We start from the raw sequence: 12,651 nt of genomic DNA, 5'->3' as shown, positions 1-12,651 counted from the left end.
ATCGGCTCAGCGCATCGCATCGCATCGCGATAGCCATCCGATCCATTCAACGAAACGACGACCGTGAACCAGGACTTTCTCGACACCCAACTCGCAGCCTTCTCCAGCGACGCACCCGACGCCCATTTCGATTTCATCGTATGCGGAGCCGGTACCGCCGGCTCCGTGGTGGCAGGCCGCTTGGCCGAAAACCCCGAAGTGCGCGTCCTGCTCATCGAGGCCGGCGGCGACGATGAACACCCGCACATTCTTGAGCCCGGCAACTGGCCCTTGAACCTGGGCAGCGAACGCGACTGGAACTTCGCCGGCGCCGCCAATCCTCACCTGAATGGCAGGCAGATCCCGTTGAACATGGGCCGCGCCTTGGGTGGCGGCTCCAGTGTCAATGTCATGCTCTGGGCGCGCGGCCACAAGAACGACTGGGAAGACTTCGCCGCAGAAAGTGGTGACCCGGCGTGGAACTACGACTCGGTCCTAAAGATTTATCGACGCGTGGAGGACTACGGCGGTACGCCCGATTCGACGCGTCGCGGCGTCGGCGGCCCGGTTCACGTGGCGCCCGCTCGAGCGGTGCAACCGATCGCGAACGCGATGATCACCGCCGCCGACACGCTGGGCATCCCCACCTTCGACAATCCGAACGGCGCGATGATGGAAGGCCGCGGCGGTGCGGCCCTCAACGACCTGATCGTCAAGGGGGGCGACGCAATTCCATCTACAGGGCTTATGTGCACCCGCGTCGTGGCCAGCCCAACCTCACCGTTCTGACCCACACGCTGGTGAGCCGGCTGGTGTTCCAAGGCAAGCGCGTCATCGGCGTGGAGGCGGTTAGCAACGGTCGGTTGATGCGCTTTTGCGCGCACATCGAAGTCGTTCTCTCGCTCGGCGCGGTCAACACGCCCAAGGTCCTCATGCAGTCGGGCGTGGGCCCTGAAGACGAATTGAGTCGCCACGGCATTCCGGTGGTCCAGCACCTGCCGGGAGTGGGCGCCAACCATCAGGACCACGTGTCGTTCGCCGTGATCTTCGAGTACGAATCTCCACAGGCCGTGGGTTATGGCGGCTCGGAGGCGACGCTCTATTGGAGCAGTCGGACCGGCTTGCACCTGCCGGACATGTTCCATTGCCAGGTCGAGTTCCCAGTGCCCAGTGCAGAGAACGCGGCGCTTGGCGTGCCTGCCCACGGTTGGACGATGTTCGCGGGTCTTGCCCATCCCGAGAGCCGCGGCAGCATCACCCTTTCGGGTCGAGAGTTCACCGACGCGCCCATCATCCGGGCCAACACCCTCTCGCACCCCGCGGACCTGCGCGGCGCGATCGAGAACATCCGCTTCGTCCAGGAGCTCGGTGCGCAAGCGTCGTTCAAGGGCCTGGTGAAAGGCGAGAGGCTTCCCGGCAAGCTGGATACGAAGACGCTCGAACACTACGCACGCAATGCCGCAGTGACCTATTGGCACCAGTGCGGCACGGCCAAGATGGGACGAGACCCCATGTCCGTGGTCGATGGCGGGTTGCGGGTCTACGGCGTGCAAGGTCTGCGCATCGCGGACGCATCCGTCATGCCGCACGTGACGAGCGGCAACACGATGGCGCCGTGCGTCGTCATCGGCGAGCGCGCAGTCGAAGAGATCCGCGCGAGCCATGGCATTTGAAGGCTAGTTGTCCCCGGTTGATCAGTGGTGCGCGCGTGGCTGCGCCGCTGCTCCAGCGGCATCGGCTCTCACGGCGAGGCAGCATTGGTTGCCCTCGCCTTCGTCCAGAACCCAGTTTTACTTACTTAGGAAACATCATGAACTCCAAAAAATTTCTCAGTGCCGTCGCCCTTGCAGGCCTGAGCCTCGCGACCCTAGCCAACGCCGAGAGCTATGACGGCGTGCTGGTTACTCGCTCTGATCGCCTGCGCACGGACCTCGTTCTTGAGGCGCGCGAAGCGGCCCTCAAACCGGTCGCTGGCGAAGCGTCCTGGGCCGACAACTTCCGAGTGCCCGTCGGCCAATTGGTACGTGCCGACGTTCGCCGCGATGCCGAGTCCGCCGCTCGCGCCGGCAACCTCCATGGCGACTACGCGGGCGCGGGCGTGCTCAGCACGCGTGGCAGCGCCAGCGCACACGACGCCGAGCACAACAGCGTGAGGTCGCAGGCCCGCGAGATCCCGCGCACGCCTGGTCGCCAGGCGACAGGCGGTTGATCCGGGTGCCTTCTCCAAGCTTTGTCATCAGGATCTCGATGCAGCCCCACGTCGCGCCGATTTCGAATGCACGGCAAGGACCAGTCATGCAAGACAGACATCGTCTTGGATTGTGGCAATGCGATCGCTCTCAAGGCGTAGCCGCGCGCGAATGAACCTGCGCCGTGGTTGGGCCTGGGTCGGCGCGCTGGCCTCGCTCGCGTGGGTCTTGTTGGCGGTCCACGTGCTTGCCGAGGGACCCACACCCGAATGGCCACACCAGACGCCCAGCGGCGCGCCTTCCTGGCGCCTGCCGCCCCTGACCCGGGCGATGGTGGTGCTGGACCAGATCATCGTTCCGATCGCGGGTGCGAGCTTGCTGGCGCTCTTCGCATTCCATGCAGCCACGCGCCAATGGCGCGCCACGCGGGCGCTGCTCGTCTTCGCCGTTGGCGGTACCTTCCTGTCGCAGGCACTCAAGGTTCTTGTAGCCCGCAGCCGCCCACCCGGCGTCGCCTTGGTGGAGGTCAGTGGGTACAGCTTCCCGAGCGCCCAGGTTCTGCTGGTCACGCTGGTGGCGGGTTGGGCGACTTTGGCGGCCCGCGCGAACGCCCAAAGTATGTCCACGCGCCTGCTGGTGGGGGCGTCGGCCGCCGCGGCGATGTTGGTGGTGGGCTTCAGCCGCGTCTACCTGGGCGCCCACTATCCCAGCGATGTCGCGGCCAGCATCTTGATCGGCATCTCGTGCCTGTGTGTTTGCATCTCCGGCCGCAGCCCCTTTCACGAAGACCGCTGACGAGCGGTAGACTTCGCAATACTGTAGTCGCCATGCCGAAAAGTATCGAAGCGTTCCTCAGCAAAACTGGATACGGTGACGTTGCAGATGTTCTGAGTTTCCGGAGCGAGTGGGTTCAGCAAATCGAGGTTGGCGACCTCGCCGGTCACGTCATATTCGCTCAGGACGACTGCGGTAACTACTACGCCACTTCCATCGCAGACGACCAAGTCCATTTTCTTGCCCGAAGCTCTCCAGAGTACGCTCTCGTGAGCGAGTCGTTTGCAGGCTTCCTGGACGAACTACAGCAGCGTGACTTCGCGCTCGGTGCGTGGACGAACAGCCTTGAGTTGAAGCCTTACGCGTGGGGGTAAGCGCTCGGACCGAACGTCTGCATTGGGCGAGTTCGAATGTCTCAAATGGGCCCGAAGCCGAAGTTCAGAAAACCCTAAAGCGGTCGTTCACCGACTTCAAATCCACCTTCATGATTCACGAAAAGAATGAGGCTGCTGTCTTCGGAATAGACCATTGCGTCATCTCGCCCGTGGCGGAAAATGTCCTGCCAGTTGTCGACAAAGAATGCCACATCGCACTTGAAGCACGCGGTCCTGCCGAGCACTACGACAAGAGATTGACCGGCCGGCAGCCGGCTCCGCAACCATGTGGTCCCCGCTTCCACATCGTCGCCAAACTTGAGGCGCTCGATCCCCTGGACCGATGCTTGACGAAGTCCGAATTGAGTCTGGGAATCGATGTAAGGAGCTCAGGCGCTTGCCAAGCCGGTGTAGAGGCCGCGCTCAAAAGCACCGAATAGTTCGACCATTCGCGCGTCGTAGAACGGCAGCAGTTGCGTGAATACCGCACCGGTCACTTTCTTGACCGGGTCGACCCAGAAGTAGCAGTTGAGCAGCCCGGCCCACGCGTAACTGCCTGCGCTGCGACCGTTGGGCCCGGGCTGCGTGTTGATGTCGAACGAAAGGCCCCACTTCTGCGGCATGCCGGGGAATAGGTCGGCGTCGTTCGACCACGCTGCCGCGGATGTCTTCAGCGGGTTCACGTTCAGATCGCCGATCTGGTTCTGGCGCATCATGGCCACCGTCTGTGGCTTCAGGATGCGGGCGCCACGGAACGTACCGCCGCTCAGCAGCATCTGCAGGAGGGCCATGTAGTCGCGCGGCGTGCCGAACAGGCCACCCCCGCCCGAGAAGAACTCCGGGCGCTGCGGCATTTCGAACGGCATCGACGTGAGCGAGCCATCCGACTGGCGGATGTACGTCGTCGCCACGCGACGCTTCTGCGCACTGCTAATCAAGAAGCCGGTATCGATCATGCCGAGCGGCGCGAAGATGTTCTCGCGGAAGTAGACCTCGAGAGATTGATCGCTGACGGCCTCGACGATCTTTCCCACGGCGTCCATGCCCGTGCCGTACTGCCAGCGATCACCCGGGTCGAACTCGAGCGGGGCGGCGAATGCGCCGTTCTTGCTTTCGGCGATATCGGGCAGACCCGTGAACTTCTCGTACTGGGGCAGCTTGTCGCTCCAGTTGCTATAGGTAAGGCCCGAGGTGTGGGTCAGCAGGTGGCGCAAGGTGATTGGCCGCCTGGCGGGCCGCAGCGTGGGTGCCCCAGACGCATCGAAGCCTTCCAGAACCTTGGGCGACGCCAGTTCCGGCATCAGTTTGCCCACGGGATCGTCAAGTTGCAGCTTGCCCTGTTCGACGAGTTGCATGCAGGCGATTGCCGTTACCGCCTTCGTCATTGACAGCAGCCAGAAGACGGTGTCGAGCGACATGGCTGGACCGTGCGCCTCGTCGCGCTTGCCGAACGACCCTTCGTAGACGGTGCCTTTGTCAGTCGCACCCACGGCAACGACGCCAGCGACTTGCCTCCCGTCAACAGCACGCTGAAGCATTCGATCGATCGAGTTGAAGGCGCCACTGCGAGGGTATTTGGCCACCGGGCTCGGGGTACGTGCCGTCGCCGCCATAACTGGGGCGCTCGCCAACTGGGCCAGCGCGGGGACGGTCATCAACGTGGCAGCACCTTTGAGCAGATTGCGCCTACTGAAGTCTTGGTTCATGTTCATGACTCCTGTCAGGCGCGCGCGATCAGGGTTTGCAGAACCGTATCCAGGGACACGGTGCCTTTGCGCGTGCTGGATGCGTCACCCTCGAAGTCGATCCACCCTTCATTGAAGCCATCCAGCATCTGGGCGCGTGGCACCGGGTTCTTCATCCCCTGCGACTTGAACAGCGCCTCCCAGGTGGCGCGCGGCACCGCTTCCATCCGTACCTCGCGTTCGAGCACGCGCCCAAAGGCCGCGGCGATGTCATTGGGTGACAAGCGCGCGCCCTCCAATTCGACGACGCGCCTGCCTTGCCAGGTTTCCTGGAGCAACTCGGCCGCCACGCGCCCGATGTCCTCGGTGGCGACCATCGGCACCGGCTTGTCCAACGGGTAGAGAAAGCTCGGGATCACGCCGGTCGTGCGGGCCGGTGCGACATCCCATGTCGCGTTCTCCATGAACCAGGCGGCGCGCAAGAAGGTGATAGGCAGCGGCAAGGTTCCCAGGCTTTTCTCCTGCAACTGGTGCTGCTGCAGCAGGTTTGGCTGCAGCGCTTGAGCGCCTATCGTCGACAGGGAGACAACCTTGGAGGGCCGCGCGACTTCGAGCGCCTCACGGACGGCGGCGATCACACGACGCGCTTCGTTAAAGTCGGGCGACGGATCGAACACCGGCGGCAGCAGGAAGAAAACCCCTTGCACGCCGGCGAAGGCCTTCTTCAGTGCGGCGGCATCGTACAGGTCCGCGACTGCGACCTCACATCCTTTGCGCGCCCATGCCGCGCCCTTTTCAGCATTGCGCACGACTGCTCGTACCCGCTGTCCATTGTCGATGAGTGCCCTTGCGACGGTACCCCCGACCTGACCTGTAATTCCTGTAATGGCGAACATTCGAGACTCCTTGGGAAGGCGGCACTGAGCCGCGGTGCAAGAAGTCTCGGAGAACGAGCCTGTTACTTCAATGACATAGGTGTCATTTCATTAATGACACAAGATCATCATTGAAGCTGGAGGCTAATGCAGCAGCGCGACGATGAAGTCCAGAAACGCGCGCGTCTTCGCGGGCACATGATGGCGTGACGGGTGCAGCGCATACAACGGAAACCGCTCATCGGGCCAGTCTGGAAACACCTCGACCAATCGTCCATCGGCAATCATCGGCCCGACGCCCAAGTCCATGACTTGGGCCATCCCGTGACCGGCGAGGCACACGCTGTACAGCGTTCCGGCATCATTGACCGTCAACGAGCCGCTGGTTTCGAGCACCAGCTTCTTGCGACGTTTGTGAAACTCCCATGGATAGGGACGCCCGGACTCCGGATCACGGAACTGAATGCAGACGTGATGGCCCTTCTCGAGTTCGCGTGGGTCTTTGGGATGGCCGTAGCGCTTGAGGTAGGCGGGCGCTGCGATGGTCACCATCCGGGTGTCCAGCAGCTTGCGTGCAACCAGTGTCGACGGGCGAGGATTTCCGAAGCGCACGGCCAGATCGAAACCATCGGCCACAAGGTCGCCCAGGCGATCCGTTGTGATCAGTTCGAGGCGCAACTGCGGATAGCTCTCGAGGAATGCGCCCAGCCTTGGCCCCAGGATGAGCCGAGAGAAATACGGATCAAGATTGACCCTCAGGCGCCCGCGAACGGCGGCCGCGCCTTGGGCGGCGGAGGCCGCAGCCTCTTCCAGGCCGGCCAAAAGGGGCATCACCTGCTCGTAGAAGCGCCTGCCCTCGTCGGTGAGGCTGACAGATCGCGTGGTGCGTTCGAGCAGCCGAATACCCAGCCGCGCCTCAAGCCGCGCAATCGACCGGCTGACGCCAGATTGCGACATGTTCAGTATGTCGCCAGCCGCCGCAAACGTGCCGCTGTCGACGATCGCGGACAGCACGCTGATCCCGTTTGTCACCCGATCGTCAAAGCCTGCCATGCATGCCAATTTGTCATTTAAGAAACGACATACATGCTATCGCCATCTTCAATCGCGACGCACGGGATCGAATTCTCTGTGTTGTTGCTATCGTTGTCGGGCGGTTGCAGTGGCTAGCGATTCGGCTTCGACAGCTAGGAGCATCCAGCGCAGCCCTACGGTTCAATGAGCAAGCGCGGTGGCGAGAGATGATGCGGCTTGGTGTGAATTTCCACGCTTGTTTGACCCACTTTTCCATCGAGCGCTGCCGCGTTTCTACACACCGATGCACAGGATCAGAGACGCGCGCTCAGGGATATGGGTGGGTCAGAAATGCGGGTCACATACGCGTGGAAATCAACACGGCAGGCAGGGATTTTGTCTGCTCGACGCAATCCTTGACGTGCTTCCAGTGGTGATAGCCGTGCTCCCTTGCTATCGTGTCGAGCGCGACGGCCAGCGAAGTCGGATTGGTTTTGCGCCGTTGCTTGGCGAGCCGATGTAGTTTCTCGGCAGCAGTCGACGTGGTGAGGATGAGGTTCAAGACAAGCTCCAAAAACGTTGAAGCGGTATACCTTGGTGCCCATTGCCAAGCTCCGCCAAACGTGGAAGCTGATGCTCACGAGAAATCACTGTCGTCCCGGCGAACCAGGTGAGCCATGATGGGCAGCATGCGCCGACAAGCGCGATGCGGATTCTAGGTCATGGCGTTTAGCTCTCGCAAGGAACAGCGCCCAAGGATGGCGGCTACGCAGCGGGAGCAGTCGGTGGGCTTATGGTCGTGTACTACCGCAGCCGGCCAATACCGGATGTTCGCAACGCCCGTCCAGTTTTCGGTAGCGGGGCCTTGCCCCCCATAAAGCCGGCCACAAGCCGCCCGTCGGCGATCGCTGCAAGACTTCCAAGAATGGCTGCTTTGGAGCGCTTGTTGCCCACCGCGTTTTCCGAATGCGCGCTGCTCGAACACTCGTCCAGCCCTCACGCATGACCCAGAAACGCATCAATCTCGCCAGCGGTACTTCTTGCGGTGCGCATCACCCCGATGAGCGTTGCCGATGCCGGCCCAGTCCATTCTCCATAACCCACCAGCCATAGTCCGGGCACGTCGCGCGAGCGAGTTCCTGTGACAGGCACCTTGCCGTCTTGGACGATGCCGAGAGGGTTGAGGTGGTCCAGTGCCGCGCGAAAGCCTGTGCACCAGATCACCGCGTCGAATTCGCGAGCGGTGCCATCGTCCCAGAGTACGCCATCGGGCGTCATCCGACGGAAAGGTCTGAGGGACGACAGCATCCCTCGAGCACGGGCGTCCTTGACCGGCGGCACCATGACGATGTCCCCGAAGCCACCTGGAAGCTCATCGATGCTTCGACCTTCCTGCAGCGCGCGCCATCGTGCCGTCGCACGCTCAAACAACACACGGCCGTCCACGTCATCTGGCAGGAACCTGGGCTCGTCTTCCGTGACCCACACGGTTTCGCTTGCTGTGAGCGACACTTCGGCCAGGATCTGCGCGCCGGAGTTTCCACCGCCCACGATCATGACCCGCTGATCCCTGAATTCGTCCGGGCTCCGGTAGTGCGCCGAGTGGAGCTGGCGGCCGGAAAAATCCTGCATGCCCGGATAGTCCGGTACGACGGGCTTGCGCCACGTGCCTGTTGCGCTGACGACCGTTCGCGCCGTCCAAGTCCTGTCGCTAGCCTGTACCTGGAAACCCTGCGCATCGCGCGTGACCGACGACACGAGTACCGGTCGCTCGATCGGGAGCGCGTAGCGCCTTTCGTAGTCCCGCAGGTAGTTCACCACATGGTCGCGCCCGGGATAGGTTGTACCGGCGCTTGGCATCGGCCAACCCGCGATCGAACTCCACGCTGACGGTGAAAACAGACGCAACGAATCCCATCCGTGCTGCCAGGCGCCACCGCCGCGTTCTTCGGTGTCCAGAATCAGGAACGAGCGTTGCGTGCGTCGCAGGAAGTACGCCACCGAGAGCGCCGCCTGGCCGCCGCCGATGATGATCACGTCGTAGGTCATTCGACTGTCGGGTCCCATTTCAATGCGCCTCCACGCCATGCGGGGTCGTCCTGAGGCTGGTGGTCATGATCACCAGCGCAAGGCAGGCAGACAGGCCCAGTCCGGCGGAAAACCACAGTGCACCATCGCCCCACCGCTCCACGGCCATGCCGAACAGGAACGGCGCGGCTGCCTGTACGAGGCGCGCCGGCACCATCAGAAAGCCCTGGCGCTGGCCGTAGCCCTTGGCGCCAAAGATCAAGAGCGGAAGCGTCCCGATGGCGATGGTCAGAATGCCGTTGCCCAAGCCGTGGAGCACCGCGAAGGCTGCGGCGGCTGAGGTGCCGAACAGGCCGAGACAGAGTGCGCCCAGTGGATGCGCCAGCGTGGCCAACTTGGCCGACAGCAAGGGGTGCGCGCGCTTCAAAAAAGTGAACTCGATCAGCCGTCCTGCCACCTGCGCCGGTCCGACCAGCGCGGCGATTCCCACCGCAGCGGCGAGCGTGGCACCGCTGGCCAGCAGCAGCGCGGGCAGGTGCGCGGCCATGGCCGTGCTGATGAACCAGGCCACTGCGAACACATAGGCCATCAAGACTGCGGCACGGCGCTGTCGCGCGGGCGCGAGACCAGGTCCGGCGTCCCTCTCGGATGTCCCGGTCTCCTTCGCAGCTGGATCGGCGCCGGGAGCGCGAGGCAAAAGCGCATTGAGCGGCAGGCCGACGACCAGATGCAATGCGGCCCACGCAAGACAGGCGCCGCGCCATCCCACTGTGCTTTCCAGGTAGGCTGACAGCGGCCACCCTACGGTGCTCGCAAAGCCGGCGAAGAGTGTGATGCCAGTAATTGCTCTGCGCGCGTTCTGGCCGTGCAGGCGCACCACCGTCGCGAAGGCTGCTTCGTAAAGTCCGCTGCCCATCGCTAGGCCCATCAAGGCCCAGGCTGCAAAGACGACGCTGGAATGTGTGGCCTGGCTCAGAAGAGCGAGACCACCGGCGAAGACAAGGTTGCTGGCCATGAGGACCGGCCGCCCGCCCAGGCGATCGATAAGCCGGCCTGAGTAAGGCCCGATCGCGGCCGCGACAAGCAGCGCCACCGAGAACGCACCGAAGACCGTGGAGACCGATGTGCCGACGTCCCTGCTGATGGCGCCGGCCAGGACCGCAGGAAGGTAGTACGACGACGCCCATGCCAGGGTCTGCGCCACCCCCAGCATCACCGTCGTCGTGGTCCTGCTCTGCAACGTCGCTTGCTCCCTCAGATGCTCCGCAGGTTGACCCGCTTCGAGAGGGCTTCCGCGCTCTCGCGCCGTTCGCTGTAGCGGTCGACCAGGTAGTCCGCGCAGTCCCGCGTGAGCAGCGTGAACTTCACGAGCTCTTCCATGACGTCGACCACGCGCTCGTAGTAGGGCGAGGGCTTCATGCGCCCGTCTTCCTCGAACTCGAGAAAAGCCTTGGCCACGGATGACTGGTTGGGGATGGTGATCATCCGCATCCAGCGGCCGAGCACACGCAGCTGGTTCACCGCATTGAACGACTGCGAGCCGCCCGACACCTCCATGACCGCCAGCGTCTTGCCCTGGGTGGGACGCACCGAGCCGACAGACAGCGGGATCCAGTCGATCTGTGCCTTCATGATCCCGGTCATGGCACCGTGGCGTTCGGGCGAGCACCACACCATGCCCTCGGACCACTGCGCCAGATCACGCAGCTCCTGGACCTTCGGGTGATCCTCCGGCGCGCCGTCCGGCAGGGGCAGTCCACGCGGATCGAAGATGCGCGTTTCCGCACCCATCTTCCGCAGCAGCCGAGCCGCTTCTTCCGTCAGGAGCCGGCTGTAGGAGCGTTCTCGCACGGAGCCGTAAAGCAGCAGAATGCGCGGCGCGTGCGTGGCCCGCTCGGTCGGAAGCAAGCGCTGCAGATCCGGCTCGTGGAAGGCCTCGGGATCGAGGTTGGGGAGTTCAGGACTTAGCGACACGTTGGCCTTTCGCATCGATCACGGCTTCGCCGTCTTCCTTGGCAAACGCGCCCAGCTGGGGACGCGGCAGGATGTCGAGCACCACTTCGGAAGGGCGGCACAGACGCGTGCCCAGTGGCGTCACCACGATCGGCCGGTTGATGAGGATCGGATGCTGCAGCATGAAGTCGATCAGCTGGTCGTCGGTCCACTTCGGATCGCCGAGGCCAAGCTCGTCACACGGCGTTCCCTTCTGGCGCAGGACGTCGCGCACCGGCGTGCCCATGGCCGCGATCAACTGCTTCAGCGTGGCCCGGTCGGGCGGCGTCTTCAGGTACTCGATGACCGTGGGCTCTTCGCCCGTGTTGCGGATCAGCGCGAGCACGTTCCGGGACGTGCCGCAGGCGGGGTTGTGATAGATGGTGACGTCGCTCATGGGATCTCAAGCGTGTGTGGAAATTGAATGGGGTGTTTCAGCCGACGCTCAGGCGCAGCGCCAGAGCAGCCAGCGTGACGGCAAGCACGGGGATGGTCATCACGATGCCCACCTTGAAATAGTAGCCCCAGCCGATCACCGTGCCCTTCTTCTCGAGCACATGCAGCCAGAGCAGCGTGGCCAGGCTTCCGATCGGCGTGATCTTGGGCTCCAGATCGCAACCGATCACGTTCGCATAGATCATCGCTTCCTTCACGATGCCGCTGGCGTTCGAAGCATCGATCGACAGTGCGCCGATCAGCACCGTCGGCATGTTGTTCATCACCGACGACAGCGCCGCCGTGAGGAAACCGGTGCCCATCGCCGCACCCCAGACGCCGCTTTGCGCGAAGACGTCCAGCAGCGAGGCGATCTGGCCGGTCAAGCCCGCATTGCGCAGGCCGTAGACCACCAGGTACATGCCGAGCGAGAAGATCACGATCTGCCAGGGTGCGCCATGCAGCACCTTGCGCGTGCTGATGACATGCCCGCGCGCCGCCACGGCCAGCAGGATGGCCGCGCCCACGGCTGCCACCGCGCTGACCGGAACACCCAACGGTTCGAGGCCGAAGAAGCCGATGAGCAGGAGCACCAGCACGATCCAGCCGGCCCGGAAGGTGGCGGGGTCGCGGATCGCCTCCACCGGAACCTTGAGCTGTGTCACGTCGTAGCTCGCAGGGATGCCGCGGCGGAAGTAGAGCATCAGCACCAGCAGGCTGGCGGCCACGGCCGCGAGGTTCACCGGGATCATCACGGCGGCGTAGTCGTTGAAGCCGATCTTGAAGAAGTCGGCCGAGACAATGTTCACCAGGTTCGAGACGATGAGCGGCAAGCTCGCCGTGTCGGCGATGAAGCCCGCGGCCATCACGAAAGCCAGCGTGGCGGCGGGCGAGAACCCGAGCGCAACGAGCATCGCCATCACGATCGGCGTAAGGATCAGCGCCGCGCCGTCGTTGGCGAACAGCGCCGAGACTGCGGCGCCCAGCAGCACGATGAAGGCGAACAGCAGCCGCCCGCGCCCGTTGCCCCAGCGCGCCACGTGCAACGCGGCCCATTCGAAGAAGCCGGCCTCGTCGAGCAGCAGGCTGATGATGATGACGGCCACAAAGGTTGCGGTCGCGTTCCACACGATGGCCCATACGACCGGGATGTCGGCGAGCTGCACCACGCCGAAGAGCAGCGCGATCACCGCGCCGAGCGAAGCGCTCCAGCCGATGCCGAGGCCCCGCGGCTGCCAGATGACCAGCACGAGTGTGAAGATGAAGATCAGGATGGCCGCAAGCATTGGAGAGTTTTTCTTGGTTT

Annotated in this window: 14 protein-coding genes; 5 read left to right on the top strand and 9 right to left on the bottom strand. The window is 63.5% G+C overall.

Annotation, left to right across the window (positions count from 1 at the left end; all coding sequences use genetic code 11):
* Positions 1–63 precede the first annotated feature (63 nt).
* The 5 genes from M0765_RS14905 (at position 64) to M0765_RS14880 (ending at position 3,316) form a co-directional block, all read left to right on the top strand.
* Entirely contained in the window at positions 64–768 is a 705-nt protein-coding gene (locus M0765_RS14905; RefSeq protein WP_342456015.1) for a GMC family oxidoreductase, read from the top strand.
* Positions 729–1,652, top strand: coding sequence for a GMC family oxidoreductase (locus M0765_RS29475; protein WP_446751556.1), 924 nt, complete (start codon positions 729–731; stop codon positions 1,650–1,652). Before M0765_RS14905 ends, M0765_RS29475 begins: the two co-directional genes overlap by 40 nt.
* A 137-nt stretch (positions 1,653–1,789) precedes the next feature.
* Positions 1,790–2,188 carry a hypothetical protein gene (locus M0765_RS14890; protein WP_258504361.1) on the top strand — a complete coding sequence of 133 codons (399 nt, stop codon included), beginning with the start codon at positions 1,790–1,792 and terminating at the stop codon, positions 2,186–2,188.
* Between the two features lie 151 nt (positions 2,189–2,339).
* Positions 2,340–2,963 carry a phosphatase PAP2 family protein gene (locus M0765_RS14885; RefSeq protein WP_258504360.1) on the top strand — a complete coding sequence of 208 codons (624 nt, stop codon included), beginning with the start codon at positions 2,340–2,342 and terminating at the stop codon, positions 2,961–2,963.
* Between the two features lie 32 nt (positions 2,964–2,995).
* Complete coding sequence (locus M0765_RS14880) at positions 2,996–3,316, top strand: SMI1/KNR4 family protein (protein WP_258504359.1); 321 nt, start codon at positions 2,996–2,998, stop codon at positions 3,314–3,316.
* A 389-nt stretch (positions 3,317–3,705) separates the two neighbouring features.
* Here the strand turns inward: M0765_RS14880 and M0765_RS14875 are convergent, their stop codons facing one another.
* From M0765_RS14875 to M0765_RS14835, 9 genes are all read right to left on the bottom strand, one after another.
* Positions 3,706–5,022 carry a serine hydrolase domain-containing protein gene (locus M0765_RS14875; RefSeq protein WP_258504358.1) on the bottom strand — a complete coding sequence of 439 codons (1,317 nt, stop codon included), beginning with the start codon at positions 5,020–5,022 and terminating at the stop codon, positions 3,706–3,708.
* A 14-nt stretch (positions 5,023–5,036) separates the two neighbouring features.
* Complete coding sequence (locus M0765_RS14870; protein ID WP_258504357.1) at positions 5,037–5,897, bottom strand: NmrA family NAD(P)-binding protein; 861 nt, start codon at positions 5,895–5,897, stop codon at positions 5,037–5,039.
* A gap of 123 nt (positions 5,898–6,020) precedes the next feature.
* Complete coding sequence (locus M0765_RS14865) at positions 6,021–6,929, bottom strand: LysR family transcriptional regulator (RefSeq protein WP_126748004.1); 909 nt, start codon at positions 6,927–6,929, stop codon at positions 6,021–6,023.
* A 319-nt stretch (positions 6,930–7,248) separates the two neighbouring features.
* Entirely contained in the window at positions 7,249–7,452 is a 204-nt protein-coding gene (locus M0765_RS14860; protein WP_258504356.1) for a hypothetical protein, read from the bottom strand.
* Positions 7,453–7,886: 434 nt separating this feature from the next.
* Positions 7,887–8,939 (bottom strand): ArsO family NAD(P)H-dependent flavin-containing monooxygenase, encoded by a 1,053-nt coding sequence (locus tag M0765_RS14855; protein ID WP_258504355.1) that lies wholly within the window; start codon positions 8,937–8,939, stop codon positions 7,887–7,889.
* A gap of 19 nt (positions 8,940–8,958) precedes the next feature.
* The gene (locus M0765_RS14850) at positions 8,959–10,131 is read right to left on the bottom strand and encodes an MFS transporter (protein WP_446751600.1); all 1,173 of its coding nucleotides are present in this window, start codon (positions 10,129–10,131) and stop codon (positions 8,959–8,961) included.
* A 41-nt stretch (positions 10,132–10,172) separates the two neighbouring features.
* Complete coding sequence (gene arsH / locus M0765_RS14845; protein WP_258504353.1) at positions 10,173–10,907, bottom strand: arsenical resistance protein ArsH; 735 nt, start codon at positions 10,905–10,907, stop codon at positions 10,173–10,175.
* Positions 10,876–11,307 carry an arsenate reductase (glutaredoxin) gene (arsC, locus tag M0765_RS14840; RefSeq protein ID WP_258504352.1) on the bottom strand — a complete coding sequence of 144 codons (432 nt, stop codon included), beginning with the start codon at positions 11,305–11,307 and terminating at the stop codon, positions 10,876–10,878. The genes arsH and arsC overlap by 32 nt, the downstream gene beginning before the upstream one ends.
* A 37-nt stretch (positions 11,308–11,344) precedes the next feature.
* Complete coding sequence (locus tag M0765_RS14835) at positions 11,345–12,631, bottom strand: arsenic transporter (protein ID WP_258504351.1); 1,287 nt, start codon at positions 12,629–12,631, stop codon at positions 11,345–11,347.
* Positions 12,632–12,651 lie beyond the last annotated feature (20 nt).

Origin of the sequence: Variovorax sp. S12S4, assembly GCF_023195515.1 — a bacterium.
Classification (GTDB): Bacteria; Pseudomonadota; Gammaproteobacteria; order Burkholderiales; family Burkholderiaceae_C; genus Variovorax.
The sequence above is the reverse complement of the archived record's forward strand: the minus strand, read 5'-3'. Positions and strand labels throughout refer to the sequence as shown.

Coding starts and splice junctions, on each gene's coding strand:
- M0765_RS14890 (WP_258504361.1), top strand. CDS start 1,790: ATGAACTCCAAAAAATTTCTCAGTGCCGTCGCCCTTGCAGGCCTGAGC.
- M0765_RS14885 (WP_258504360.1), top strand. CDS start 2,340: ATGAACCTGCGCCGTGGTTGGGCCTGGGTCGGCGCGCTGGCCTCGCTC.
- M0765_RS14880 (WP_258504359.1), top strand. CDS start 2,996: ATGCCGAAAAGTATCGAAGCGTTCCTCAGCAAAACTGGATACGGTGAC.
- M0765_RS14875 (WP_258504358.1), bottom strand. CDS start 5,022: ATGAACCAAGACTTCAGTAGGCGCAATCTGCTCAAAGGTGCTGCCACG.
- M0765_RS14870 (WP_258504357.1), bottom strand. CDS start 5,897: ATGTTCGCCATTACAGGAATTACAGGTCAGGTCGGGGGTACCGTCGCA.
- M0765_RS14865 (WP_126748004.1), bottom strand. CDS start 6,929: ATGGCAGGCTTTGACGATCGGGTGACAAACGGGATCAGCGTGCTGTCC.
- M0765_RS14855 (WP_258504355.1), bottom strand. CDS start 8,939: ATGACCTACGACGTGATCATCATCGGCGGCGGCCAGGCGGCGCTCTCG.
- M0765_RS14850 (WP_446751600.1), bottom strand. CDS start 10,131: ATGCTGGGGGTGGCGCAGACCCTGGCATGGGCGTCGTCGTACTACCTT.
- arsH (WP_258504353.1), bottom strand. CDS start 10,907: ATGCGAAAGGCCAACGTGTCGCTAAGTCCTGAACTCCCCAACCTCGAT.
- arsC (WP_258504352.1), bottom strand. CDS start 11,307: ATGAGCGACGTCACCATCTATCACAACCCCGCCTGCGGCACGTCCCGG.
- M0765_RS14835 (WP_258504351.1), bottom strand. CDS start 12,631: ATGCTTGCGGCCATCCTGATCTTCATCTTCACACTCGTGCTGGTCATC.